We start from the raw sequence: 24,839 nt of genomic DNA, 5'->3' as shown, positions 1-24,839 counted from the left end.
TCCTGCCGGCGGGTCAGCCAGTTCGTGCTGAAGGTGCACAGCAGGTGTGACCTCAGCTGCGACCACTGCTACGTCTACCAGCACGCCGACCAGACCTGGCGTGGCCGACCGGTCCGGATGGCACCGGCCACCGTCCGGGCTGCCGCGAAGCGGATCGCCGAGCACGCGCGCGAGCACGAACTGCCGGTCGTGCACGTGGTGCTGCACGGCGGCGAGCCGCTGTTGCTCGGCGCGGCCGGGCTACGCGAGGTGGTGGCCGAGCTGCGGGCGGCGATCACGCCCTGGACCCAGCTCGACCTGCGCATGCAGACCAACGGCGTGCTGCTCGACGAGGAGCTGTGCGGCGTGCTGGTCGACCACGACGTGAAGGTCGGCGTGTCGTTCGACGGCGACCGCGCCGCCAACGACCGGCACCGCGTGTTCGCCCACGGCGGCAGCAGTCACGACCACGTTCGGCGGGCTCTGGCCCTGCTCCGTCAACCGGCTCATCGGGCCAGCTACGCCGGCATCCTCTGCACCGTCGACGTCCGCAACGATCCCGACCGGGTGTACGAGGCGCTGCTGGCCGAACACCCGCCGCGGGTCGACCTGTTGCTGCCGCACGCCACCTGGGACCGCCCTCCCGACCGCCCCGGCGTCACGGCCACCCCGTACGCGGACTGGCTGGGGCGGATCTACCGGCGGTGGGTGGACGACGGGCGGCCCGTGTCGATCCGGCTGTTCGAGGCGCTGCGTCCGGGTGGAGGCGGCACCGAGGCGTTCGGCCTCGCCCCGGCCGACGTGCTCGTGGTCGAGGCGGACGGCACCTGGGAACAGGTGGATTCGCTGAAGACGGCGTACCACGGCGCGGCCGGCACCGGATTCGACGTGTTCGGTCAGTCGGTGGACGAGGCGGCCCGGCACCCGGGGGTCGCCGTCAGGCAGGCCGGCGTGGCCGGGCTCAGCGCCACCTGCCGAGCCTGCCCGGTCGTCGACCGGTGCGGCGGCGGGCTGTACGCCCATCGTTGGCGCACCGGCTCCGGGTTCGACAACCCCTCGGTGTACTGCGCCGACCTGCGCCGCCTCATCGACACGGTGGCCGCGTACCCGGCGCCGGGCCACGCCGCCCACCCCGATCGCGACGACTCGCCCGTCGACGAACTGCTGGACGAGCTGGCGACCGGGCACGAGTCGGAGGGCACCCTCGGTCTGCTCGCCGCCACCCAGCTCTCCATCACCCGGGCACTGCTGGTGGCCTGGCGGGAGAAGACCGGCCCCAGCGCCGCCTGGGAGTTGCTCGCACACCTCGACGGCACGGCACCGGACGCGGTCCGGGCGGTCCTGGCGCACTCCTTCGTCCGCCCGTGGCTGGTGCACCTTCTCAGGCCGTCGACCCGGTCCGGGCCGACCCGGGCGGGTGACCCGTTACCGGCCCTCGCCATCGTCGCCGCCCTGAGCGCGGGCGTCCCGACTGCGCTGAACGTCCCGGTGCGGGCCGGCGCCATCACGCTGCCCACGCTCGGCAGCCTGGTGTTGCCCAGCGGTGGCGGGGAGACCGCCGAGGTGACCGTGCTCCCGGGCGGGTTCCGGGTCCGTGGCGGGCGGGCGGAGCAGGTGGTGTCCCTCGATCCGGGCGAGCCGCCGCCGGCCGGCTGGCGACCCACGCGCCGCGTGCCGGTGCCCGGCCACCACCTGCTCGTCGAGGACGGCGACCCGTACCGGGACTGCTACGGCCAGCCGGTCGCCTCCCGCCTGGACGACGCGGGGGCGCGCGCGTTGGGCCGTACCCTGGCTGACGCCTGGCGTGTCGTGCACCGTGACGTGCCGGCTCACGCGGCGGCGCTCGACGCCGGTCTGCGCGTCGTCGTGCCGCTGGCCTCCGACCCGGCGGGACCGCTGCGGAGCGCCACCGCCCGGGACGCGTTCGGTGCGGTCGCCGTCACCCCCGTTGCGGACCCGGAGGCGCTGGCGGTGCTGCTCGTGCACGAGTGGCAGCACGCGAAGCTCGGCGCGGTGCTCGACCTGTGCGACCTCGTCGAGCCGAGCTCGGCCACCCGGATCCGGGTGGCCTGGCGACCGGACCTCCGGCCGCCCGAGGGGGTGCTCCAGGGGGTGTACGCGCACCTGGCGGTCACCCGGGTGTGGCGTTCCCGGGCGGATGCCGACCGGCCCGAGCATCGGGACGCGCTGGCGCACGCGGCCCGTTACCTGTCGTGGACCCGGGACGGCGCCGACGCGCTGTTGGCCAGCCGCACGCTCACCCCGGCGGGGGAGCGGTTCGTGGGGCGGATGCGGCACGCCCTGGAGGAGACCCGTGTCGGGCCCGGATGAGCCACGACACCTGCCCGCGCTGGGTCGCGACGGCCTCGCCGCGGACCTGCGGGCGCTGGGCGTCCGTGCGGGTGCGTGCCTGCTCGTGCACTGTGGCCTACGTCGGGTGGGCCCGCTGGAGCACGGCCCGGGGACGCTCGTCGGAGCGCTGCGCGACGTCCTCGGCCCGGCCGGCACGCTGCTGGTGCCCACCCAGACCGACGGCAACTCGACCACCTCCCGGACGTACCTCGCGGCCACCGCCGGCATGGACGCGGCGCAGCTCGCGCGATACGAGGTGGCCCTGCCGGGCTGGGACCGCCGGACCACCCCCTCGCAACGGATGGGGGTGCTCGCCGAGTACGTCCGGTGTGCCCCCGGCGCGGCACGCAGCGACCATCCGCAGACCTCGTTCGCCGCGCTCGGTCCCCGGGCGCGGCAGCTCACCGACGGCCACGACCTCGACTGCCACCTGGGCGAACGCTCACCGGTGGGCGCCCTGTGCGCGGCGGACGGGCAGATCCTGCTGCTCGGCCTCGGCTACGAGGCGTGCAGCGCGCTGCACCTGGCCGAGTACCGTCTGCCGGTGCCGCCGCCGGGGCGGGATTACCGCTGCTTCCGTCTCGTCGACGGGCGTCGGGTCCGCCTCGACTTCCACGCCCTCGACCTGGACGACACCGACTTTCCGAGGGTGGGGGCGGCGCTCGACGCCGAGCCGTTCGTCCGGCACGGGACGGTCGGCCGGGCGAGCGCCCGCCTGCTGCCACTTCGCGCCACTGTGGACTTCGCGGTCGGTTGGTTTGCCGCGAACCGCTTGACGGTGCGGCGTTGACGTGGGGACTACGCTGATGTTCCGGCCGCGTGGGGAGGGCGGAGGGACTGCGGTGAGCACAGTGGACCCACGCTCTGGCGCGCGCGCCCCGCTGTTTTTTCTCAGCTATTCCCTGCCGCCGATCCACTGGGTCACCGGCAACCCCGCCGAGAACATCTCCCGCTTCTACAAGGACCTGTCGGTCCACGTCAGCGAGCTGGTCGGCCCGGTGACCGGAGTGGATCCCGGCTTCCTGGACAGCTCCATCGCCGGCGGGGAACGCTGGAGCCCCGAGCTGCTCCAGGCCGCCGGCACCTGCCAGGTCTTCGTTCCGCTGGTGTCCAGCGCGCTGCTCGGCAGCGACTGGTGTGGCCGGGAGTGGGACGCCTTCGCCCGCCGGCGGATCGTCCCGCGACCCGGTGCCTCCTCGGCGCACGAGACGGCGATCGTGCCGGTCACCTGGTCGCCGACGGACGGCACGCCACTGCCCCGGGTGCTCCGCGACATCCAACGGTTCTCCCCGACCGCGATGCCGGACCCGGACATCGCGGTGCACTACCAGCGGGATGGGGTCTACGGATTGCTGACCATGCAGTGGGAGAACGCCTACCGGGCGGTGGTCTGGCGGCTCGCCCAGCGGATCGTGGCCATCCACCGGTCGTACCTGGTGGAGCCCTGGGTGCCGGCGAGCGTGGACGAGCTGTGCAACCGGTTCGTTGAGGAGCCCGGATGAGCCCGCCGGCGGGCCGACGCAAGGCGGCGGATCTGGGGACGTACTTCTTCCTCAGCTATGCCCACTCCGCTCCGCCGCAGGGCGCCCAGGCCGACACCGACGTGTGGGTCGGCAAGTTCTTCGCCGACCTGACCGACGAGGTGACCCGCCAGGCGAAGCCGGTGGCCGGGATGCGGATCGGGTTCTTCGACCAGCACATCCCGTTGGGCGCCGACTGGAAGGCGGCCCTCGCGGAGGCGCTCGGTGCCGCGGAGGTGTTCGTCCCGCTCTACTCGCCCGGCTATTTCAGCCGCCCGTGGGCGCTGGGGGAACAGGAGTCCTTCCGGGCCCGGCTGGCCGCCGCCGGGCCGGCCCGGCTGGCCGCCGCCGGGCCGGCCCGGGCGGCCGCCGGCCACCTCACCCCGGTGCTGTGGATCCCCTTCCCACCGTGGGAGACCCATCCGGAGCTGGACGGCGCTCTCGACCTGGGCCGGGACGTCCCGGAGTACGCCGAGAACGGCCTGCGCGCGCTCTGCATGCTGGCCTCCTACCGGACACAGTACGAACTCCTGCTGAGCCGGTTGGCCGGCCGGGTCGTGCACACCGCCGAGCGGCGGCCGCTCGGCCCGTCCCGGGCACCCGGCCTGGACGAGGTCACCCGCCCGGCACCGGCCGACCCGGACTTCGTCGTCGCCGTCCTCGCACCCACCCGGGACCGCCTGCCGGCCGACCGTGATCCCGCCGGCTACGCGGCCAGCGGCCGGCTCTGGCGGCCGTACGGCAGCCGTCAGGAACTACCCGCCGCCGAATACGCGGCCAGCACGGCCGAGCGGCTCGGGCTGTCGGCGCGTACGGCGGACTTCGCGCAGGCCGCCGGGCTGCTCGATCGCAGACCGGCCGTGCTGCTGGTCGACCCGTGGATCGTGACGGCACCGGATGCGCTCGGCACCGTCGAAGGCCTGCTGCACGGCCTGCGGGAGTGGGTCGTCCCGCTGGTGGTCACCGACGACGACGATGCGCAGGACACCGCCCGATGGGCCACCGAGGTGACCGAGCTGCTGCACGACGCCGGCCTGCCCCAGGTGAAGCGGGCGTGCACCATGCGGGAGTTCGTCGACCTGATGCCGGCGCTGGTGACCGAGGCCCGCCGCCAGTTCCTCAAGCACGCCCCGGTCGTCGCCTTCCCCCCGCCGGAGCCGGTGCCCAGCCTGCGCGACGTGCCGCCCAACCCCGGCCCGGCGACTCTGCCCGACCCTGCGTCCCCGCCCGATGATCCGGCGACACCGCGTCCCCACGGAGAGACCCCATGAGCAACGATCGCGAAGGCCAGGTCGTCACCTTCTACTCGTTCAAGGGTGGAACGGGCCGGACGATGGCGCTGGCCAACGTGGCCTGGATCCTGGCGGCCAGCGGACGGCGGGTCCTGGTCGCGGACTGGGACCTCGAGTCACCCGGCCTGCACCGCTTCTTTCACCCGTTCCTCGACGCCGAGGCGATCCAGGGCACCAGCGGCGTCATCGACCTCATCCGCGACTACGAGTGGGAGACCACCCGGGCCGACGACCGCCCCGAGCGGTGGATGGAGCAGTACGCCCGGGTCGGCCGCCACGCGTTCTCGCTGCGCTGGAACTTTCCCGACGGCGGCGGCCTCGACTTCCTCTCCGCCGGCCGGCAGAACAGCGACTACGCCGTCTCGGTCAGCGGGCTGGACTGGGACAACTTCTACAACCGGCTGGGCGGGGCGCAGTTCTTCGAGGCGCTGCGGGCGGACATGAAGCGGCAGTACGACTTCACCCTGATCGACAGCCGGACGGGGCTGAGCGACGTCGCCGACATCTGCACCCTGCACCTGCCGGACACCCTGGTCGACTGCTTCACCCTCAGCGACCAGGGCATCGACGGTGCGGCCCGGGTCGCGCACTCGGTGCGGGACCGGTACCGGCGGCGGGACATCCGGGTCCTGCCGGTGCCGATGCGGGTGGACCAGGCCGAGAAGGAGCGCGCCGAGGCCGGCCGCCTGCTGGCCATGCGCCGGTTCGCGGGGCTGCCAACGGGCATGACGGAGGCGGAGCGGCGCCGGTACTGGGCGGCGGTGGAGGTCCCGTACCGGCCGTTCTACGCGTACGAGGAGACGCTGGCGACGTTCGGCGACCCGCCCGGCTCGCCGACGTCGTTGCTGGCCGCGTTCGAGACGTTGACCGGGATCCTCACCGACGGCGCGGTGACCGCGCTGCCGGTGATGGACGAGTCGGTGCGGGAACGGGGCAAGGCCCGCTTCCGCCGGCGTACCGAGGCGATCGACGACCAGATCGTGCTCCGCTGCGCCCCGGAGGACGCCATCTGGGCCGAGTGGCTGGAGCGGGTGCTCAGCGCGGCCGGGATGCGGGTGGTGGACGCCGCGTCCGCCGTCGGGTCCGCCGGCACGCCCGCCCCGCGCACGCTGACGGTGGTCTCGCCGGCCTACGTGGCGACGCCGTCCGGTGGCCTGCCGGCCCGCGACACCAGCACCGGTTCGACGGCACTCGCCGTGTACGTTGCCGATCTGCGCCCGCTGGCGGAGTTCCCGGCCCAGAGCTCGACCAACCTGGTCAACGTGAGCGTCGCGACGGCTGTGGAGCGGGTGTTGCGGCTGGTCGGCCGGCCGGTGCCCGCAGCAGCGGACGGCCCGGCGGGCGGCGGCGCCCGCTATCCCGGCGCCGAGCCGTTGATCTTCAACGCGCCCAACCGGAACGCCCGGTTCACTGGCCGTGAGGACGACCTGGCGCAACTGCGCAGGCAGTTGCAGAGCGGGGGCAGCGCGGTGGTGCTGCCGGTCGCTCTGCAGGGCATGGGCGGCGTCGGCAAGACCCAGGTCGCCCTGGAGTACGTGCACCGGTTCAAGGCCGCCTACGACGTGGTCTGGTGGATCGTTGCGGACCCGCCGCAGTTCGTCGACACCGCGCTGGCCGACCTCGCCGGTCGGCTCGGCATCGCCGCCGGGCCCACCCTGCCCGACACCGTCCGGTCGGTGCTCCAGGTGTTGGGCCGGGGCGAGCCGTACGAGCGGTGGCTCGTCGTGCTCGACAACGCGGAGGAACTCGACCAGATCGAGCCGTTCCTGCCACAGGGGCCCGGGCACGTCCTGCTGACCTCCCGCAACCGCGCCTGGGGCGATCGGGCGAACCCCATCCAGGTCGACGTCTTCGACCGGACGGAGAGCGTCGCCCACCTCGCTCAGCGGGTGCCCACGATCAGCGCCGAGGAGGCCGATCGGGTGGCTGAGGCGCTCGGCGACCTGCCGATCGCCGTGGCCGCCGCCGGCGCGTGGCTCGCCGACACCGGCACGTCGGTCGCGGACTACCTGCGGCAGATCGAGCGGCACGGGCCCAGCGCGCTCTCCGTGGAGGCCACCTGGGACCTGTCGTTGAACCGGCTGCACGATCAGGCGCCCGCCGCGTACCGGCTGTTGCAGCTCTGCTCGGTGCTGGCTCCGGAGATCGCCCTCGACCTGATCTACAGCGACGAGATGGCGGCGGCCCTCGTGCCGTTCGACCCGTCGGTGTCGGAGCGGCTCGTGCGCGGCGCACTGATCCAGCAGATCAACCGGTTGGCGCTGCTCAAACTGGATGTCCAGGGCGGTCGGGTCCAGGTGCACCGGCTTCTGCAGGCGGTGGTTCGGGACCGGATGACCGACGACGAGATCGTCACCGCCCGGCATCAGGCGCACCTGGTGCTCGCCGCGTCCCGACCCCGCGGCGACGTCGACGACCCGACCACCTGGCCCCGGCTGCGCATGCTCTGGCCACACCTGGAGGTCTCCGAGGCGGTGACCTGCCCCGACGAGTCGGTGTGTCAGCTGCTGATCGACCGGGTCCGCTACCTGTGGCAGCGCGGCGGCCTGGAGCAGGCTGACGGGTTCAGCCGGCTGGTGGACGACACCTGGTCTGCCCGGCTGGCGGGTCTGGACGACGAGGGCGAGGCCACGGCGCTGGGTCGACAGCTGCTGCACCTGCGGTTCAACCGGGCGAACATCCTGCGCAGCCTGGGTCGGTTCGACGAATCCCGCGACCTGGACGAGGCGGTGCTGGCCGAGCAGCGCCGGCTGCTGGGCAATCTGCACCCGCACAGTCTGATGACCGCCGGCAGCCTCGCGGGTGACCTGCGGGCGCTCGGCCGGTACGCCGAGGCGCTGGAACGGGACCGGTCCACCTACGCCTCCTGGCTCCAGGTGTTCGGCGAGGATCATCCCCGGACGCTGAGCGCGGCCAACAACCTCGCCGTCTCGTACCGGCTGGTCGGCGACTACCGGTCGGCCCGCCGATGGGACGACGAGGTGCACCAGCGGCGGCGGCTGGTGCTCGGCCCCACCAACCCCTACACGCTGATCTCTGCTGTCCGCCTCGGCAGCGACCTGCGCGAGGCCGGCGAGTACGAGCGGTCGGCCACCCTGCTGCGCACCGTCCACGACGCGTACTGCGAGGTGCTCGGGCCCGACGACGGCCTCTCCCTCGGCGCCCAGGTCAACCTGGCGGTGTCCCTGCGCAGTGCCGGGCGGGCCGGCGAGGCCGCGCCGATGTTCGAGTCGGCCTACCGGAAGCTCGAAGAGCGCTTCGGCCCGGATAATCCGGACACGGTGGCGTGCCGGTCGAGCCGGGCTGCGAACCTGCTGTCCGTCGGCGACGCGGTCCGGGCACTGACCGAGATGATCGCGGTCAGCCAGGCGTACGAGGAGGAGCTGCGCCTGGGCCCCACCCATCCGCACACCCTGGCGACGTTGAGCAACATCTCCGCCGCCGAACGTGCGGTCGGCCGTCGGTCGGCGGCCCTCGCGTCGGCCACGCGTGCGGTCGGCGAGCTGCGCAAGGTGCTCGGCCCCGAACACCCGCACACCCTGGCGGCCGAGGTGAACCAGGCGGTGTGCTCCGCCGAGGAGGGAGAGTGGGTGCCGGCGCGGGACCGGCTGCGGGAGACCGCCGACCGGCTGTCCGGGGTGATCGGCGCGGATCACCCCGACACGCTGCGCTGCCTCGGTGATCTCGCCCTGGTGTCGAGGCACGCCGGCGACGGCGCTCCCGCCGAGGCCGTTACCGCAGTGGCCGACCGGTTGGCCGAGGTGCTCGGCCAGGAGCATCCGACCGTGCAGACCCTGCGTGAGCGGCGGTTCGTCGTCCGGGTGATCGACCCGCACCCGTTCTGACCGACGGCGGGAGGCGGCTCGGCGGGCGGTCCAGCCGTCCGGGCCGCCGTGGCCGTGGTGCGGCTCGGGCTTACAGCTGCGGGCTGGCCGCGAGTTCCGGCGTGGCCAACCAGGCCAGGGTCTGCGGCAGGATCTCCACCGCGCCGAAGTGCGCGGCGCCGGCCTGCACCTGGACCTCGGCGTGCGGGATCCGCGCGGCGAGCCACCGGGAGTGCTCCACCGGGGAGAACCGGTCCTGCTCGCCGTGCCACAACCGGACCGGCGCGCGGATGGCGCCGAGGTCGAACCCCCAGCCCCGTCGTATCGCCAGCACGTCGTCGATCCAGCCCTCGGGGCCGTGCCGCAGCGCTTCGGCGTACATGTCGGTCAGCAGCCGGCGGATCGCGATGTCGTCGACCACCCGGATGTCCGCCTCGGGCAGTTGGGGGCGGAGGAATTCCAGCAGCGTCATCGGATCCCGCCGGGCCTGTTCCGCGCGGACCTGCAAACTGAGCGTGAGCTCGGCCAGGTCCTCGTCGGCCTGCCCGTAGTCCTCGACGTTGTTCTCCGACATGCCGGCGTACCAGTCCAGGTCGGGTGCGCCGGCCGGGGCGAGCCCCACCAGCACGGCCGCCCGGGTGACCCGGTCCGGCAGCAGCGCGGCGCAGGCCAGGGCGTGCGGCCCGCCGCCGGAGCGGCCCACCACGGCGAACCGCTCGATGCCGAGGTCATCGGCGATGGCCGCCACGTCGGCCGCCGCGTCGGCCACCCGTCGACCCTCATGCCGGCAGGAGTCGCCGTAACCGGGCCGGTCGTAGCAGACGAGTTGCACGCCGAGGCGATAGAGGACGATGCCGCGAGGGCGGGGACCGCTGCGACTGCCCGGCGTACCGTGCAGCAGGAAGACCGCGGGCCCGTCCGGCGAACCGGAGGTCTCCACCGCGAGGTGCCGGCCGTCCGGAGTGGCGACGGAGCGCTGTGCCGCATGTTGTCGCGTCACGGTTGCCTCCCGCGGGTCGTCATGTGCTCCCCCGAGTGCGGAGCCGCGCATCGGCGGCGCCGAGTGCAAAGCCCCCGAAATCGCCCAGAACACATTCTTGTTGTGCAGCGTACTGCCCGTCGTGGGCCCCCGCCATGGGTCACCGGGTCAATGCCGGTCGGCTGGGCCCGCCGGCGGGGCCGCTACCCTGGTAGCCCGAGGGGAAGGGGCACCAAGAGGGTGGCTAGGACCTACAACGTCGTGACGTACGGCTGCCAGATGAACGTGCACGATTCCGAGCGCATCTCCGGCCTGCTCGAACAGGCCGGCTACGTACGCGCGGCGCCGGCCGACGACACCCCCGACATCGTCGTCTTCAACACCTGTGCGGTGCGGGAGAACGCCGACAACCGGCTCTACGGCAACCTCGGTCGTCTGCGCCCGGTGAAGGACAAGCACCCCGGGATGCAGATCGCGGTCGGCGGCTGCCTGGCCCAGAAGGACCGTGGCGAGATCGTCCGCAAGGCGCCCTGGGTGGACGTGGTCTTCGGCACGCACAACATCGGTGCGCTGCCGGTGCTGCTGGAGCGGGCCCGGCACAACGCCGCCGCCGAGGTGGAGATCCTGGAGTCGCTGGACGTCTTCCCGTCCACGCTGCCGACCCGGCGCGAATCCACGTACGCCGGCTGGGTCTCGATCTCGGTGGGCTGCAACAACACCTGCACGTTCTGCATCGTGCCCGCCCTGCGCGGCAAGGAGAAGGACCGCCGCCCCGGCGACATCCTCTCCGAGGTGCGCGCCCTGGTCGACGAGGGCGTACTGGAGGTGACCCTGCTCGGGCAGAACGTCAACTCCTACGGTGTCGAGTTCGGCGACCGGTACGCGTTCGGCAAGCTGCTGCGCGCCTGCGGCGACATCGACGGGCTGGAGCGGGTCCGGTTCACCAGCCCGCACCCGAAGGACTTCACCGACGACGTGATCGCCGCGATGGCCGAGACGCCGAACATCTGCCACTCGCTGCACATGCCGTTGCAGTCCGGCTCCGACGACGTACTCCGGGCGATGCGCCGGTCCTACCGGTCCGACCGCTACCTGGGGATCATCGAGAAGGTCCGGGCGGCGATGCCGGACGCGGCGATCACCACCGACATCATCGTGGGCTTCCCCGGCGAGACCGAGGCCGACTTCCAGCGGACGCTGGACGTGGTTCGCGAGGCCCGGTTCTCCTCGGCCTTCACCTTCCAGTACTCGAAGCGCCCCGGCACCCCGGCGGCGACGATGGACGATCAGCTGCCCAAGCAGGTCGTGCAGGAGCGCTACGAGCGGCTGGTCGCCACCGTGGAGGAGATCACCTGGGCGGAGAACAAGCGCCTGGTGGGGGAGACCGTCGAGGTGCTGGTCGCGGTCGGCGAGGGTCGCAAGGACGAGCGGACCGGCCGGATGTCCGGCCGAGCCCGCGACGGTCGGCTGGTGCACTTCGCGACCACGGCGTCCGATGGTGTGTCGCTGGCCGATCAGATCCGACCCGGGGACATCGTGCACACCGCGGTGACGTACGCCGCCCCGCATCACCTCAACGCCGACGGCGCGCCGCTGGCGCACCGGCGGACCCGGGCCGGCGACGCCGCCGAGGCGGGCCGCTCCCCGCGTACCCGCGGGGTGTTGCTCGGCCTGCCCACGATCGGCGCCCCGGCGGTCGCGGCCGCGCCCACCAGCGGCTGCGCCGCCCACTGAGTGAAAGGAAGGGCCCCTTGTTATCGCCCGGCGATAACAAGGGGCCCTTCCTTTCACTGTGCGCCGGTCAGATCGCGATCCGGGCAGTCCCGGCAGCTCAGCAGCCGGTGCCGTTGAGCCGCACCGTGCCCGGGGCGCTCGCGGTGCCGTTGGCGGTGAAGCCCACGGTGACCGACCCGCCCGCCGACAGGGACGGAGCGTGGCTCGGGGCCGCGGCCGTGACAGTCGTACCGGACTGCGTGACGGTGGCGTTCCAGCCACTCCCCAGCGTCACCCCGGACGGCCAGCTCCAGGTCACCGACCACGGGTTCACCGCGGCCGACCCGGCGTTCCGCACGGTCAACTCGCCCTGGAAGCCGCCCTGCCAGGCATTGACCTGCCGGTAGGTGGCCGAGCAGGCGCCGGTCGGCGGGTTGCTCGGCCCGCCGGTGGGTGGCGTCGGGCCGGTGCCGCCGGACGGCGCGATCAGGTACGGCTGGAGGATCGCCTGCTTCGTGGTGTTGATGCTGGTCCAGTCGTCCAGCGCGATGCCGCCGGTGTCGCCGGAGTTGGGGTTCCACGACCAGTAGGTGAAGGACATCCCGGTGACCGCGGTGCCGGTGTAGGCCATCAGCTTCTCCAGCCATACCCGGTCCTTCGGGTCGGCCAGCGTGCTGCCGAACTCACCCATCATGATCGGCGCGATGTTCTGCTTGTGGAGGTAACCCCAGTACCGGTCCCAGATGGCTGGCATGTTCGCCGGATAGTCCGGCGCGTCGAACCAACTCTGCCGGTAGACCGACGTGGCGTACTCGTGCGGTGAGTAGACGAGTCGATTGGCCACGTCCAGCCGTACCGGGAACTGGCCGGCCTTGGACAGGTTGCCACCCCACCAGCCGCAATCCTCGTCGTTGCTCGGGTCGTTATCCCAGACGTTGGAGAGGCCGCCACTCGGGCAGCTCACCCCCTCCACGAAGATCAACCAGTTGGGCTGGCCGCCGAGGATCGCGTTGCCGGCCCGCTCGGCGGCGAGCCGCCAGTCCCGGGCCGGGTCGCCACAGCCCCAGCAGGCGCCGATGGCCGCCGGGTTGGTGCCCTCGGCGTGCGGCTCGTTGTGCAGGTCCGCGCCGATCACCGTGGGGTTGCCCGCGTACCGCTGGGCGAGCATCTTCCAGTCGTTGATCCAGGTTGCCTCGGAGACGGTCGAGGTGTACCAGAGCGGCGACTGCCCCGCCGACGTCGGCCGGTGCCGGTCCAGGATGACCCGCATCCCCTTGCTCCCGGCGTACTCGATCACCTTGTCCAGGATCTGCAACGGGGAGAGCCCGACCAGGTCCGGGTTGACGAAGTCGTTGATCCCGCTGGCGGTCGCGCCCGGCTTCAGCGCGTCGTTCGAGTACGGCACGCGCAGCGTGTTGTAGCCGAGCCGGGCCATCGTGTCGAGCTGCCCCCGCCACGGGTTGCTCGACCAGAGCCCGTGGAAGGTCTTGTTGTCGGTCTCCATGCCGAACCAGTTGATGCCGGTCAGCCGGACCGTGGTGCCGGTGCTGTCCACGATCTGGTTGCCGCTGGTGTGCAGGTACCCGGTGCCGGTTCCAGCTGCGGCGGCCGGGCTGGTGCTGACGGCGGCGATGAACACGCCGGCCGCGGCGGTGACGAGCGCGGTCAGCGCGCCGCCAAGTGCGGTGGGACGGAACATGCGAGCTCCACTTCGGAGGCCCGGCGCCCGCCGTGGGCGGCGCGGGCGGGCGGCCGTCCGCACGCCACGGTCCCTTTGGGGGTACGCGGACAGTGCGCGACGGCCGAGGTCACGCGGACGGGGACACTCGCGGAGGCTCACCGACGACCCCCGACGGCGGTGTCCCGCCGTCGTCGCCCTCGTGCCGGTGACCCAACCTGGCTCCGGCGCCCATTCTCATCAGCCCAGCTCGATGCGTCAACAAGGCCCCGGCTGCCGCTCCCACCCCGCATGATCGTGCTCGATCCTGGAGGTAGTGGTCTCACCCTGGGGTGGATGCCACTACAACCAGGATCCAGTGCGACCTTGGGGCGGCGTGCGGGGTGCGGATACGCCGGAGCCCCGGTCCCGTGCGGGACCGGGGCTCCGGAAGGCTCAGGTCAGGTCAGCCGGCCTGCTCGGCGAGCTGGAGGAACTGCCGCTTGGCGGCGAGGGCCTGCTCGGCCTCCTTGATCCGGCGAGCGTCCCCGGCGCTCTGCGCCCGGGCCAGCCGGTCCTCGGCCTCCGCCACCTGCGACCGCATCTGGGCGAGCAGCGGGTTGTCCTCCTTGGTGGTCCGGCGCCAGGCCGAATCCATCACCTCGCGGACCTTGTCGTCGATGACGCGCAGCCGGCGCTCCAGCCCGGCGGCGGCCTCCCGGGGCACCCGGCCGGCCTCGTGCCACTGGGCCTGGATGTCCCGCAGCTTGGCCTGGGCGCCCTTCGGGTCGGCGTCGATGTCCAGTGCCTCGGCCTCGGCCAGCAGAGCCTGCTTGCGCTCCAGGTTGGCGCGCTGCTCGTTGTCGCGGGCGGAGAAGACCTCGCTGCGCCGGCTGAAGAAGGCGTCCTGCGCGGCCCGGAACCGTTCCCAGAGCTTCTGCTCGGCCTCCTTGGAGGCGCGCGGCGCGGCCTTCCACTGGGTCATCAGCTCCTTGAGCTGGTTGGCGGTGGCCGCCCAGTCGGTGGAGTCCTTGAGCGTCTCCGCCTCGGCGACCAGCTCCTCCTTGGCGGTCTGCGCCTGCTTGCGCTGCGCGTCCAGGGAGGCGAAGTGGGCGCCCCGGCGCCGGGTGAAGCCGTCCCGGGCGGCGGCGAACCGCTTCCACAGCTCACCATCGGCCTTCTTGTCGACTCCGCGGATGGTCTTCCACTCGTCGAGGATCTCCTTGAGCCGGTCGCCGGCGGTCTTCCAGCCGGTTGACTCGGCGGCGAGCTTCTCGGCCTCCTCGACCAGCGCGGTCTTGCGGGCCAGGGCTTCGCCGCGAGCGGCGTCCCGGGCGGCACGCGCCTCGCCGGCCTTCTCCTCGGCGAGGGTGGCCAGCTTGTCCAGCCGCGCGGCCAGCGCGTCGATGTCGCCGACCACGTGGGCCTCGGGCAGCGAGGCGCGGATCCGCCGAATCGTGCTCAGCGAGTGCCCGGCGTCCGCCGCACCCGAGTTGAGCCGCGCTTCGGTCAGGTCCACCTCGGTCACCAGATCGGCGAAGCGCCGTGCGAAGTGCGCGAGGCCCTCCTCCGGTGCTCCCGCCTGCCAGGATCCGACCACCCGCTCGCCCTCGGTGGTCTTGACGTACACGGTGCCGTCCGCGTCCACCCGTCCGAAGGCAGTCCAGTCGCTCATGTGCCCATCCTCGTTCTCCCGGCGTCGAGGGAACCGTCCCCCGTCGCCGCCACGGCGCAGCCAAGTTGCTTCCGGCATTGTCACAGGTCCGACCCGGTCCGCGTCGAGCGCCTATCGCCGACCGTGACCATACGGTGTCCTAGGGCCCGATTGACCGGATCAGCGCGGAGACGCACCGGGGATTCCCGCTACGGTAAACGGGTGCCACTGGTCGCCGCCGCCGTCTGCCCGCATCCGCCCCTGCTCGTGCCTGAGGTGGCGGGCGCCGCCGCGCCCGAGTTGGACGATTTGCGGGCGGCCTGCGACACCGCCGTACGCGGGCTGCTGGCCGCCGACCCGTCCACCGTGGTGCTGCTCGGCGCCGGCCCGGTGACCGGCCCGGTCCCGCCTCCGGCCACCGGCTCCCTGCAGCCCTGGGGCGTCGACCTGGACGTGCCGCTCGCCCCCGGCCAGCCGGACCGGGGCGCGGTGCTGCCGCTGAGCCTGACCATCGGTGCGTGGCTGCTGGCCCGGCACGCCGTGCGGCTGCCGGTGACCGCCGTGCAGGTGGCCGCCGACGCCGCCCCCGCCGAGCTGGCCGCGCTCGCCGACGAGGTCGGCGCTGTGGGTGCCCGGGTGGCACTGCTGGTGCTCGGGGACGGGTCGGCCTGTCGGGGGGAGAAGTCCCCGGGGTACGACGACCCGCGCGCCAACGCGTACGACCAGCGGGTGGCGACCGCCCTGGCCGAGGCGGACGTGGATGTCCTGCTCGATCTCGACCCGGTTGTGTCCGCCGAGCTGAAGGCCGCCGGCCGGGCGCCCTGGCAGGTGCTCGCCGGCGTGGCCCGGTCGACCGGCGGCGGGTGGCGCGGCGAGCTGCTGCACGACTCGGCCCCGTACGGCGTCGCCTACTTCGTGGCGTCCTGGGTGCCGGCGTGAGTGGCGACGGGGGCCGCCCGATCGGCACCGTCGTCGCGGTGGTCGGCCCGACCGCGGCGGGCAAGTCGGCGTTGAGCATCGCGTTGGCGCATGCCCTGGACGGGGAGGTGGTCAACGCCGACTCGATGCAGCTCTACCGTGGCATGGACATCGGCACCGCCAAGCTGACCCCCGCCGAGCGGGACGGGGTGCCGCACCACCTGCTGGACATCTGGGAGGTCACCGAGCCGGCCAGCGTCGCGGAATACCAGCGTCTGGCCCGCGCGGCGGTGGACGACATCCTGTCCCGGGGGCGGGTGCCGCTGCTGGTCGGCGGCTCAGGGCTGTACGTGCGGGCGGTCCTGGAGCGCTTCGACTTCCCCGGCACCGACCCGGAGCTGCGCGAGCGGCTGGAACGGGAGCTGGCCGAGGTCGGCCCGGCGCCGCTGTACGCGCGGCTGCGCGCGGCCGACCCGGCCGCCGCCGAGGGCATCCTGCCCGGAAACGGCCGGCGGATCGTCCGGGCCCTGGAGGTGATCGAGCTCACCGGTGCCCCGTTCACGGCGTCGTTGCCGGAGCCGGCCCCGTACTACCCGTCGGTGCAGCTCGGAGTCGACCTTGACACCGGGCTGCTGGACGAGCGGATCGCGCTGCGGGTCGACCGGATGTGGGCCGACGGCCTGCTGGCCGAGACCCGCGAGCTGGTCGGGCGGGGGTTGCCCGAGGGGCGGACGGCCAGCCGGGCGCTCGGCTACCAGCAGGTGCTGCGGTTCTTCGCCGGTGAGTTGACCGAGACGAAGGCGCACGACGAGACGGTCCGGGCCACCCGGCGGTTCGTCCGCCGGCAGCGGTCCTGGTTCCGGCGCGACCCGCGGATCCACTGGCTGGATTCGGCCGCGCCGGACGTGATCGAGGCCGCCCTGCGTCTGGTGCCCGCTCCTGCGCGATGATGGGGGCGTGGAGTTCACCAAGGGCCATGGCACCGGCAACGACTTCGTCGTTCTCCCCGACCCGGACGGTCAGCTCGATCTGACCCCGGAGCTGGTCGCGGCGCTCTGCGACCGGCGGCGGGGCATCGGCGCGGACGGGGTGCTGCGAGTGGTCCGCGCGGCCAAGCATCCGGAGGGTGCCGGGCAGGCCGGTGAGGCCGAGTGGTTCATGGACTACTGGAATTCCGACGGCTCGTTGGCCGAGATGTGCGGCAACGGCGCCCGGGTCTTCGTCCGCTACCTGGTCGACACCGGGCTGGCCATGCCGGCCGGTGTGGCGCTGCCGGTGGCCACGAGGGCAGGCGTCGTGCGCGCGCGGGTCGAGGGGGACGTCATCGCCGTCGAGATGCGCCGCCCCCGGCTGCACGCCGACTCGACCGCCACGCTCGGCGGGCTGACCCTGCCCGGCACCGCCGTGGACGTCGGCAACCCCCACCTGGTCTGCGTCCTGCCGGCCGGTCTGGAGCTGTCCACGCTGAATCTCGCCACCGCGCCCGGATTCGACCCGGCGCTCTTCCCGAGCGGCGTGAACGTGGAGTTCATCGTGCCGGGCGAGCCGGTCGACGGCACCGACGAGCACACCCTGATGCGGGTGTACGAGCGCGGCAGCGCGGAGACCCTCTCCTGCGGCACGGGCGCCTGCGCGGTGGCCGCGGTGGCCCTGCGCGACGCGGCCCGGGACACCGGCAGCGTCGCCGTCGACGTTCCCGGCGGCCGGGTCACGGTGACCGTCACCGAGGACTCCTGCTGGCTGTCCGGCCCCGCCCTCCTGGTGGCCAGCGGCGAGGTCGACCTCGCTGCGCTGCCCGCCTCGGCCTGACGCCCGGCGGCGCTGGCCCGTCCGGTCCTCTGCCGCCCGCGTGCCGCGTCTGCTGGTCGCCCGTGTGCCGCGTCTGCTGGTCGCCCGTGTGCCGCGCTCGACCGCGGTCGGTCACCGCGAAGCCTTTGCTCTGCTTCACCCCACGCAACGGTTGATGTCCGGTAATCGGACACCGACCGTTGCGGTGGTTGAAGCAGAGCAAAGCGGGGGAGACGACCACCAACCGGTCGTCTCCCCCGCTCACGTCGATACCGGCGTGTGCCGGGCCGGCTCCGCGTCGATCAGTCCGTCAGGGGGTGGCGCTGGCGTTGGCGGCGATCTCGGGGAGGTCGGCGGGGCCCGGGTCGGCGGCCGGCAGCGGGCTGGGGTTGTGGGCGGCGGCGCGGACCGCGGCGGCGACCGCCGGGGCGACCCGGGAGTCGAAGACGCTGGGCACGATCACCGTCGGGTTGATCTTGTCTTCGCCGACCACGTCGGCGATGGCCTGGGCGGCGGCGAGCGCCATCTCCTCGGTGAACTCCTCGGCGTGCGCGTCCAGCATGCCGCGGAACACCCCGGGGAAGGCGAGCACGTTGTTGATCTGGTTCGGCTGGTCCGAGCGGCCGGTGGCCACCACGGCGGCGTGCTTGCGTGCCTCCCGCGGGTCGACCTCCGGGTCCGGGTTGGCCAGCGCGAAGACGATCGAGTCCTTGGCCATCTGGGCGATGTCGTCGCCGGTGAGCAGGTTCGGCGCGCTGACCCCGATGAAGACGTCCGCGCCCCGGATCGCACCCGGCAGGTCGCCGGAGTAGTTCTCCTTGTTGGTGTTGTCCGCCAGCCACTGCCACGCCGAGTTGAGCCCGGTCAGCCCACGGTGCAGGGCGCCCTCCCGGTCGTACGCGATGATGTCGCCGACGCCCTGGCGCAGCAGCAGCTTCATGATCGCCGTGCCGGCCGCGCCGGCGCCGGAGACCACCACCCGCACGTCCGCGAGCTGCTTGCCCACGACCCGCAGCGCGTTGGTCAGCGCGGCCAGCACGCAGATCGCGGTGCCGTGCTGATCGTCGTGGAAGACCGGGATGTCCAGCAGCTCACGCAGTCGGGCCTCGATCTCGAAGCAGCGCGGCGCGGCGATGTCCTCCAGGTTGATCCCGCCGTACGCCGGCGCGATCGCCTTGACGATGGCCACGATCTCGTCGGTGTCCTGGGTGTCCAGGACCACCGGCCAGGCGTCCACCCCGCCGAAGCGCTTGAACAGCGCCGCCTTGCCCTCCATCACCGGCAGCGACGCGGCCGGGCCCAGGTTGCCCAGGCCGAGCACCGCCGAGCCGTCGCTGACCACCGCGACGGTGTTGCGCTTGATGGTCAGCCGGCGGGCGTCCGCCGGGTTCTCGGCGATCGCCATGCAGACCCGGGCCACCCCGGGGGTGTACGCCCGGGACAGCTCGTCGCGGTTGCGCAGCGCGACCTTCGAGGTCACCTCGATCTTGCCGCCGAGGTGCAGCAGGAACGTCCGGTCCGACACCTTGCGCACGTCCACGCCGTCCAGCGCGGTCAGCGCGTCCACCACCTGGTCGGCATGGCCGGCGTCGGCGGTGTCGCAGGTCAGGTCGACGATCACGTGGGTCGGGTCGGAGTCCACCACGTCCAGCGCCGTGACGATCGCCCCCGCCTCGCCGACCGAGGTGGTGAGCCGGCCGATCGAGGAGGCGTCTGCGGTCACGGCGATCCGGATGGTGATCGAGAATCCGGCGCTCGGCAGTCGGGTGATGGCCACGGGGTCCCTCCGTCACAGCTGTGCGGCCGCTCGGCCGCCGCCCAGCATTTCTACCGGGTTGTCGAGGTCGACCGGCATTCGCCCCCGCTTTTGGCGACCTTCGGCACGGGCATATAGCAGGTGCGCTCGGCGTTGACACATGTCAGGATTACGTTCTACTTATCAAAACGGACAGGAGAACCGCTTGCGAGACCAGGAGAGCTTTGTCCCCGTCGAGGACGAGCTCGACGACGTCACCACCGGCGAGATGGAGCTGTCGGAGCGGCAGTCGCTACGACGCGTACCGGGCCTCTCCACCGAGCTCACCGACGTCACCGAGGTGGAATACCGGCAGCTGCGGCTGGAACGGGTCGTCCTGGTGGGGGTCTGGACCGAGGGCACGGTGACCGATGCGGAGAACTCGCTGACCGAGCTGGCCGCGCTCGCCGAGACCGCCGGCTCGCAGGTGCTCGAGGGGCTGATTCAGCGCCGTACGCGACCCGACCCGGCCACCTACATCGGCCGCGGCAAGGTCGACGACCTCGGCGCTGTGGTGCTCTCCACGGGCGCCGACACGGTGATCTGTGACGGTGAGCTGTCCCCGTCCCAGCTGCGCAACCTGGAGCAGCGCACCAAGGTCAAGGTGGTCGACCGGACGGCGCTGATCCTCGACATCTTCGCCCAGCACGCCAAGAGCAAGGAGGGCAAGGCGCAGGTCGAGCTGGCCCAGCTGGAATACCTCCTGCCGCGGCTGCGCGGTTGGGGCGAGACGCTCTCGCGGCAGACCGGTGGTAGCGGTCGCGGCGGCGGCGCCGGCGGCGGCGTGGGTGTGCGTGGCCCCGGTGAGACCAAGCTGGAGACCGACCGGCGGCGCATCCGGCACCGCATCTCCCGGCTGCGCCGCGAGATCAAGAGCATGAAGACGGTACGCGTGACCAAGCGCGCACGGCGCACCCGTAACGCCGTCCCCGCGGTGGCCATCGCCGGCTACACCAACGCCGGCAAGTCCAGCCTGCTCAACCGGCTGACCGGCGCGGGTGTGCTGGTGGAGAACGCGCTCTTCGCGACGTTGGACCCGACCACCCGTAAGGCCACCGCCGCCGACGGGCGCCTCTACACCCTCTCGGACACGGTCGGCTTCGTCCGGCACCTGCCGCACCAGATCGTCGAGGCGTTCCGCTCGACGCTGGAGGAGGTCGCCGAGGCGGATCTGGTGGTGCACGTCGTCGACGGCGCCCACCCGGACCCGGAGGAGCAGGTACGGGCGGTCCACGAGGTGCTCGCCGAGGTGGGCGCCGACCGGCTCCCCGAGCTGCTGGTGGTCAACAAGACCGACACGGCCGACGAGGACACGCTGCTGCGGCTCAAGCGGCTCTGGCCGGACGCGATCTTCGTCTCCGCGCACACCGGGCGGGGCGTCGAAGGGCTGCGCGAGGCGATCGAGGAGCGGCTTCCCCGACCGGCCGTGGAGGTCCGGGCCGTCCTGCCGTACGACCGGGGTGACCTGGTGGCACGGGTGCACCGTACGGGCGAGGTGCTCAGCACGTCGCACCTGCCGGAAGGCACCCTGCTGCACGTGCGGGTCGGCGAGGCGCTCGCCGCCGAGTTGGCGCCGTTCGACGTTGAGCGACAGGGGCAGACGGCCGGCAGCCGGCGCTGAGCGGCCCCGGCGTCATCCCCCGGAAACGCGCGGCATGCGACACTGACCGAATGCGCCGCGTTGTTTCCTCGGTCACGGTTGCCCTCGGCCTGTTCGGGGCAACCGTGGCGCTCGCCGGAGTGGCTGTCGCCGCTCCCGCCCCCGCATCTCTCGAAGCGCCCGCCGTCACTCCCGGTAAGAAGCGGTGCACGATCGCCGACGAGCGACTGCGCGAGCTGTCCGGGATGGTGGTGACCAAGAGCGGCTACATCGTCATCAACGACGGCACCGAGGTCTCGGCACGCAAGCGGGTCTTCTTCCTGGACAGCAAATGCAAGATCTCGAAGGACCCGGTCCGCTACTCGGGGGATGGCCCGTTCGACACCGAGGACCTCGCTCTCTCACCGAACGGCGCGACCCTCTGGATCGCGGACACCGGCGACAACGTCTTCGCCAAGGAGCGCCGTAAGCGGGTCGCGCTCTGGTCGATGCCGGTCACCGGCGGCAAGGAGCCGGTGCTGCACCGGCTCTCCTACCCCGAGGGCAAGCCCCACGACGCCGAGGCGCTGCTCATCGGCAACGATGGCAAACCGCTGATCATCACCAAGGTGACCAGCGGGAAGGCCGAGATCTACACCCCCACGGCGGCGCTGAAGAACGGCGACACCGACCCGGTGCCGATGCGCAAGGTCGGCGACATCGCGCTGCCCAGGACAGAGACCGAGAACCCGCTCAACACGTTCGGCCGGGTCGCGATCACCGGCGCGGCGCGGTCGCCGGACGGCACCCGGGTGGTCCTGCGCACCTACGCGGACGCCTTCGAGTTCGACGTGACCGGCGGCGACATCGTCGGCGCGCTCACCACTGGCAAGCCCCGGGTGACGCCGCTCACGGACCCGTTCGGTGAGGCCATCAGCTACACCACGGACGGCAAGACCTTCCTCACCGTCTCCGACGGCCAGCAGTTCACCGAGGAGGAGACGGTCGACATCCTCAGCTACACGCCGTCCACCTCAACGGCGCAACCGCTGGCGGAGGATGCCGGTGAGTCCAAGTCGGCCGCCTCCAAGTCCTGGATCGACGGGATGAGCTTCGACGACATCACGTACCTGGTCGGCGCGGTCGGGCTGATCGGCCTGCTGCTGGTTGGTGCGGGCATCGTCGGCATCCTCCGGGCCCGCCGCCGCCCGCCGACCGCCGATGGCTCCGACCGGTCGGATCCGGACGGCGAGCCTCTGGGCCCGCCCGGCGCCCGTGCCGACGACGGGTTCCCGGCCGGTGACCGTGCGGGTGGCGTCTACGGTGGTGGCGCGCCGGCCGGTGGGGCGGTCTACGGCGCCGGCGGCGGGACGTACGGCGGCGGCGCGGGTCGTGGTGGTCCCGCCCCGGCGGGCGGCGGGGTGTACGGCGGTGGCCGTCCCGCGGCCGCCGACGGTGGCTACGGCCCTGCCCCGGCGGGCGGCCCGCCCGGCGTCTACGGCGGGGGTCGTCCCCCGGCGGGCGGCGGTGGTCGGCCGGCGGGTGGCGGCGGTCGTCCTCCGGGCGGTGGCCGTCCCGGCGGAGGCGTGTACGGCGGCGGAGGCCAGCCCGGTGGTGGTGGCCAGCCCAGCGGCGGTCGGGCGGAGCCGCCACGGCGTGGTGGGCCGGAGCCGGACTACCGGGGCCAGCGGCCCGGTCGTCGGCGTGAAGAGGACGCGCCCGTGGACCCGTACGGGCAGTATCCCGGGGGCGGTCGCGGCCACCGGGGCGACCGCTACTGACGCGTCCCGGCCACGTGCCCTGACGCACCCTGAACGACTGCACCGCCCTGGGCGGCGCGGGTGAGTGCCGTGGGCACTCACCCGCGGACCGGTCAGATCCGGCGCAGCACCGCCACGACCCGGCCCATGATGGTGGCGTCGTCACCGGGGATCGGGTCGAAGGCTGGGTTTTGCGGCATCAGCCAGACGTGCCCGTCGCGCCGCCGGTAGGTCTTGACGGTCGCCTCGCCATCGAGCATGGCTGCCACGATCTCGCCCGAGTCGGCGGTGGGCTGCTGCCGGACGACCACCCAGTCGCCGTCACAGATCGCGGCGTCGAGCATCGAGTCGCCCTTGACCTGGAGCATGAAGACCTCGCCCTCGCCCACCAGCTCGCGGGGGAGGGGGAAGATGTCCTCCACCGCCTGCTCGGCGAGGATCGGCCCACCGGCGGCGATCCGGCCGAGCATCGGCACGTATGCCGGGGTCGGCCGCTGCGCGCGGGACAGTTCGTCGTCGATGGCCTCGCTCGGGGCCCGGACGTCCACCGCGCGCGGCCGGTTGGGGTCGCGGCGCAGGAAGCCCTTCTTTTCCAGCTCCTTGAGCTGGTAGGCGACGCTGGACGGCGACACGAGGCCGACCGCCTCGCCGATCTCCCGGACGCTCGGCGGGTAGCCGTGGCGCTCCACCCAGCTGCGGATGAACTCCAGGATGCGGCGCTGGCGGGCGGTCAGGTCGACCGTCGCCGGGTCGGGGAAGGTGCTGACCACCGGGGTGACCGGGCGCACGACGGGCTGGCCCGTCCGGCTGCGCGCGGCGCTGCGGCGTCGGGTGGCCGGCGGGCCCGCCTCGGTGATCTGCTGCGGGCTCTTCGGCCGGCTGGCCCGGTCCTCGGTCACGTCCGTCCTCCCTGGTCGGCGCTGGGTGCCTCGTCGGCTCGTGGTGCGTGCGGTGGTGCCACGACGGTGCTGGGGGTGGTGCGTCGCCGCGTGTGGCGAAGATCCATCGCACCCGGCTGTTCCTGACCGTATAGGTGAGATCGGTCATTTTCAAACATCTGTACGACCTCTCACCGGCGTGTCGGGGTGAAAAACCGCTCCTGTCGTACGGATGTTCTGATAAATGGTACGTCGGATAGCACGGGTGTTCGATCCTCGGTCGTTTTGCGGGCTACTTCGGCCCGTTGGCCGGTAACCGCGGCGGGGGTCCGGCGTTGGGTCTTCCGGTGGAGCGCTGGGGGTGGATGACCGGATGGTCCGTGACGCGCCGGACACGCCAGCCAACTTGACCCGGGTTCGCCAGCGACATACGGTCAACCCCTAGATGTAGTAGTGACACGGGCGTAAGTTGCCTACAGGTTGGGTCCGACTGCCGACCGCACTCTCGTAACGTCGACCACGGCGGGCGCCGTCTCCGGACGGCACCGTCGTGGCGAGCCGTGCCCGGGAGTGCCCGGCGCAACCGTGGTTGATCATGATTAGGAGGTAGGCGATGCGGTGTCCGTACTGCCGGTACGCCGACTCCCGGGTGGTCGACTCGCGGGAGGCCGACGACGGTCAGCTCATCCGGCGGCGACGGTCCTGCCCGGAGTGCGGCAAGCGGTTCACCACCGTCGAGGAGGCGGTCCTCGCGGTCGTCAAGCGCAGCGGGGTGACCGAGCCGTTCAGCCGTACGAAGATCATCGGCGGGGTGCTCAAGGCGTGCCAGGGCCGGCCCGTCGACGAGGACTCGATCGCGCTGCTGGCCCAGAAGGTCGAGGAGACCGTGCGGGCCAAGGGTGCCGCCGAGATCCCCAGCCATGACGTGGGGCTGGCCATCCTGGGCCCTCTGCGGGACCTGGACGAGGTGGCGTACCTGCGGTTCGCCAGCGTCTACCGGTCCTTCGACTCGCTCGCCGACTTCGAGCAGGAGATCGAGACATTGCGGGCCGCGGCCCGCGCCCGGGAGGGCGCGGCCCAGGCCGGGGCGGCGGGGACCGCCGGCCGTACCAACTGAGGTTTGTGTTGCTGACAGGTGGAAGCGCGGCGGG

General features: G+C 72.7%; 17 protein-coding genes. 12 read left to right on the top strand and 5 right to left on the bottom strand.

What is annotated here, in order from left to right:
• Positions 1 to 24 precede the first annotated feature (24 nt).
• From ABZU69_RS05405 to fxsT, 5 genes are read left to right on the top strand one after another with little or no spacing between them, the layout of a single operon-like run.
• Positions 25 to 2,310 (top strand): FxsB family cyclophane-forming radical SAM/SPASM peptide maturase, encoded by a 2,286-nt coding sequence (locus tag ABZU69_RS05405; protein WP_354963174.1) that lies wholly within the window; start codon positions 25 to 27, stop codon positions 2,308 to 2,310.
• Positions 2,294 to 3,121, top strand: a complete 828-nt coding sequence (locus ABZU69_RS05400; RefSeq protein ID WP_354963173.1) for an AAC(3) family N-acetyltransferase — start codon at positions 2,294 to 2,296, stop codon at positions 3,119 to 3,121. Before ABZU69_RS05405 ends, ABZU69_RS05400 begins: the two co-directional genes overlap by 17 nt.
• Before the next feature lie 52 nt (positions 3,122 to 3,173).
• Positions 3,174 to 3,833: a TIR-like protein FxsC gene (locus ABZU69_RS05395; protein ID WP_354963172.1), complete on the top strand. Its 660-nt coding sequence runs from the start codon at positions 3,174 to 3,176 to the stop codon at positions 3,831 to 3,833.
• Positions 3,830 to 5,122, top strand: coding sequence for a TIR-like protein FxsC (locus ABZU69_RS05390; RefSeq protein ID WP_354963171.1), 1,293 nt, complete (start codon positions 3,830 to 3,832; stop codon positions 5,120 to 5,122). Before ABZU69_RS05395 ends, ABZU69_RS05390 begins: the two co-directional genes overlap by 4 nt.
• The gene (gene fxsT, locus ABZU69_RS05385; RefSeq protein WP_354963170.1) at positions 5,119 to 8,988 is read left to right on the top strand and encodes an FxSxx-COOH system tetratricopeptide repeat protein; all 3,870 of its coding nucleotides are present in this window, start codon (positions 5,119 to 5,121) and stop codon (positions 8,986 to 8,988) included. Before ABZU69_RS05390 ends, fxsT begins: the two co-directional genes overlap by 4 nt.
• A 70-nt stretch (positions 8,989 to 9,058) precedes the next feature.
• Here the strand turns inward: fxsT and ABZU69_RS05380 are convergent, their stop codons facing one another.
• A complete protein-coding gene (locus ABZU69_RS05380; protein ID WP_354963169.1) occupies positions 9,059 to 9,967 on the bottom strand; it encodes an alpha/beta hydrolase in 909 nt (302 codons plus the stop codon).
• 219 nt (positions 9,968 to 10,186) lie between these two features.
• On the opposite strand from ABZU69_RS05380, the gene miaB reads away from it, so the two are divergent.
• Positions 10,187 to 11,680, top strand: coding sequence for a tRNA (N6-isopentenyl adenosine(37)-C2)-methylthiotransferase MiaB (gene miaB, locus ABZU69_RS05375; RefSeq protein WP_354963168.1), 1,494 nt, complete (start codon positions 10,187 to 10,189; stop codon positions 11,678 to 11,680).
• A gap of 97 nt (positions 11,681 to 11,777) precedes the next feature.
• On the opposite strand, the gene ABZU69_RS05370 is transcribed toward miaB, so the two are convergent.
• Positions 11,778 to 13,358, bottom strand: a complete 1,581-nt coding sequence (locus tag ABZU69_RS05370) for a cellulase family glycosylhydrolase (RefSeq protein ID WP_354963167.1) — start codon at positions 13,356 to 13,358, stop codon at positions 11,778 to 11,780.
• 424 nt (positions 13,359 to 13,782) lie between these two features.
• Positions 13,783 to 14,991, bottom strand: coding sequence for a DUF349 domain-containing protein (locus ABZU69_RS05365; RefSeq protein ID WP_354963166.1), 1,209 nt, complete (start codon positions 14,989 to 14,991; stop codon positions 13,783 to 13,785).
• 201 nt (positions 14,992 to 15,192) lie between these two features.
• On the opposite strand from ABZU69_RS05365, the gene ABZU69_RS05360 reads away from it, so the two are divergent.
• The 3 genes from ABZU69_RS05360 to dapF are packed head-to-tail and all read left to right on the top strand — an operon-like array spanning position 15,193 to position 17,697.
• Positions 15,193 to 15,909 (top strand): class III extradiol dioxygenase subunit B-like domain-containing protein, encoded by a 717-nt coding sequence (locus ABZU69_RS05360; protein WP_354963165.1) that lies wholly within the window; start codon positions 15,193 to 15,195, stop codon positions 15,907 to 15,909.
• Positions 15,906 to 16,838: a tRNA (adenosine(37)-N6)-dimethylallyltransferase MiaA gene (gene miaA, locus ABZU69_RS05355; RefSeq protein ID WP_354963164.1), complete on the top strand. Its 933-nt coding sequence runs from the start codon at positions 15,906 to 15,908 to the stop codon at positions 16,836 to 16,838. Before ABZU69_RS05360 ends, miaA begins: the two co-directional genes overlap by 4 nt.
• 7 nt (positions 16,839 to 16,845) lie before the next feature.
• Complete coding sequence (gene dapF, locus ABZU69_RS05350) at positions 16,846 to 17,697, top strand: diaminopimelate epimerase (RefSeq protein WP_354963163.1); 852 nt, start codon at positions 16,846 to 16,848, stop codon at positions 17,695 to 17,697.
• 289 nt (positions 17,698 to 17,986) lie between these two features.
• Here the strand turns inward: dapF and ABZU69_RS05345 are convergent, their stop codons facing one another.
• Positions 17,987 to 19,453, bottom strand: coding sequence for an NAD-dependent malic enzyme (locus tag ABZU69_RS05345; RefSeq protein WP_354963162.1), 1,467 nt, complete (start codon positions 19,451 to 19,453; stop codon positions 17,987 to 17,989).
• Between the two features lie 184 nt (positions 19,454 to 19,637).
• Between ABZU69_RS05345 and hflX the strand changes: the two genes are divergently transcribed.
• Together hflX and ABZU69_RS05335 are read left to right on the top strand one after the other, a co-directional pair.
• Positions 19,638 to 21,092: a GTPase HflX gene (gene hflX, locus ABZU69_RS05340; RefSeq protein WP_354963161.1), complete on the top strand. Its 1,455-nt coding sequence runs from the start codon at positions 19,638 to 19,640 to the stop codon at positions 21,090 to 21,092.
• 50 nt (positions 21,093 to 21,142) lie between these two features.
• Entirely contained in the window at positions 21,143 to 22,831 is a 1,689-nt protein-coding gene (locus ABZU69_RS05335) for a hypothetical protein (RefSeq protein WP_354963160.1), read from the top strand.
• A 92-nt stretch (positions 22,832 to 22,923) separates the two neighbouring features.
• On the opposite strand, the gene lexA is transcribed toward ABZU69_RS05335, so the two are convergent.
• The gene (gene lexA / locus ABZU69_RS05330) at positions 22,924 to 23,709 is read right to left on the bottom strand and encodes a transcriptional repressor LexA (protein WP_354963159.1); all 786 of its coding nucleotides are present in this window, start codon (positions 23,707 to 23,709) and stop codon (positions 22,924 to 22,926) included.
• A 592-nt stretch (positions 23,710 to 24,301) separates the two neighbouring features.
• Between lexA and nrdR the strand changes: the two genes are divergently transcribed.
• On the top strand, positions 24,302 to 24,805 hold the full coding sequence (gene nrdR / locus ABZU69_RS05325) for a transcriptional regulator NrdR (RefSeq protein WP_354963158.1): 504 nt from the start codon (positions 24,302 to 24,304) through the stop codon (positions 24,803 to 24,805).
• Positions 24,806 to 24,839: the final 34 nt, after the last annotated feature.

Source organism: Micromonospora sp. NPDC005206 (assembly GCF_040608175.1).
In the GTDB taxonomy this organism is placed as follows: domain Bacteria; phylum Actinomycetota; class Actinomycetes; order Mycobacteriales; family Micromonosporaceae; genus Micromonospora.
This window is presented reverse-complemented; position numbering and strand designations above follow the sequence as displayed.

Coding starts and splice junctions, on each gene's coding strand:
- ABZU69_RS05335 (WP_354963160.1), top strand. CDS start 21,143: ATGCGCCGCGTTGTTTCCTCGGTCACGGTTGCCCTCGGCCTGTTCGGG.
- nrdR (WP_354963158.1), top strand. CDS start 24,302: ATGCGGTGTCCGTACTGCCGGTACGCCGACTCCCGGGTGGTCGACTCG.
- fxsT (WP_354963170.1), top strand. CDS start 5,119: ATGAGCAACGATCGCGAAGGCCAGGTCGTCACCTTCTACTCGTTCAAG.
- ABZU69_RS05365 (WP_354963166.1), bottom strand. CDS start 14,991: ATGAGCGACTGGACTGCCTTCGGACGGGTGGACGCGGACGGCACCGTG.
- ABZU69_RS05390 (WP_354963171.1), top strand. CDS start 3,830: ATGAGCCCGCCGGCGGGCCGACGCAAGGCGGCGGATCTGGGGACGTAC.
- ABZU69_RS05370 (WP_354963167.1), bottom strand. CDS start 13,358: ATGTTCCGTCCCACCGCACTTGGCGGCGCGCTGACCGCGCTCGTCACC.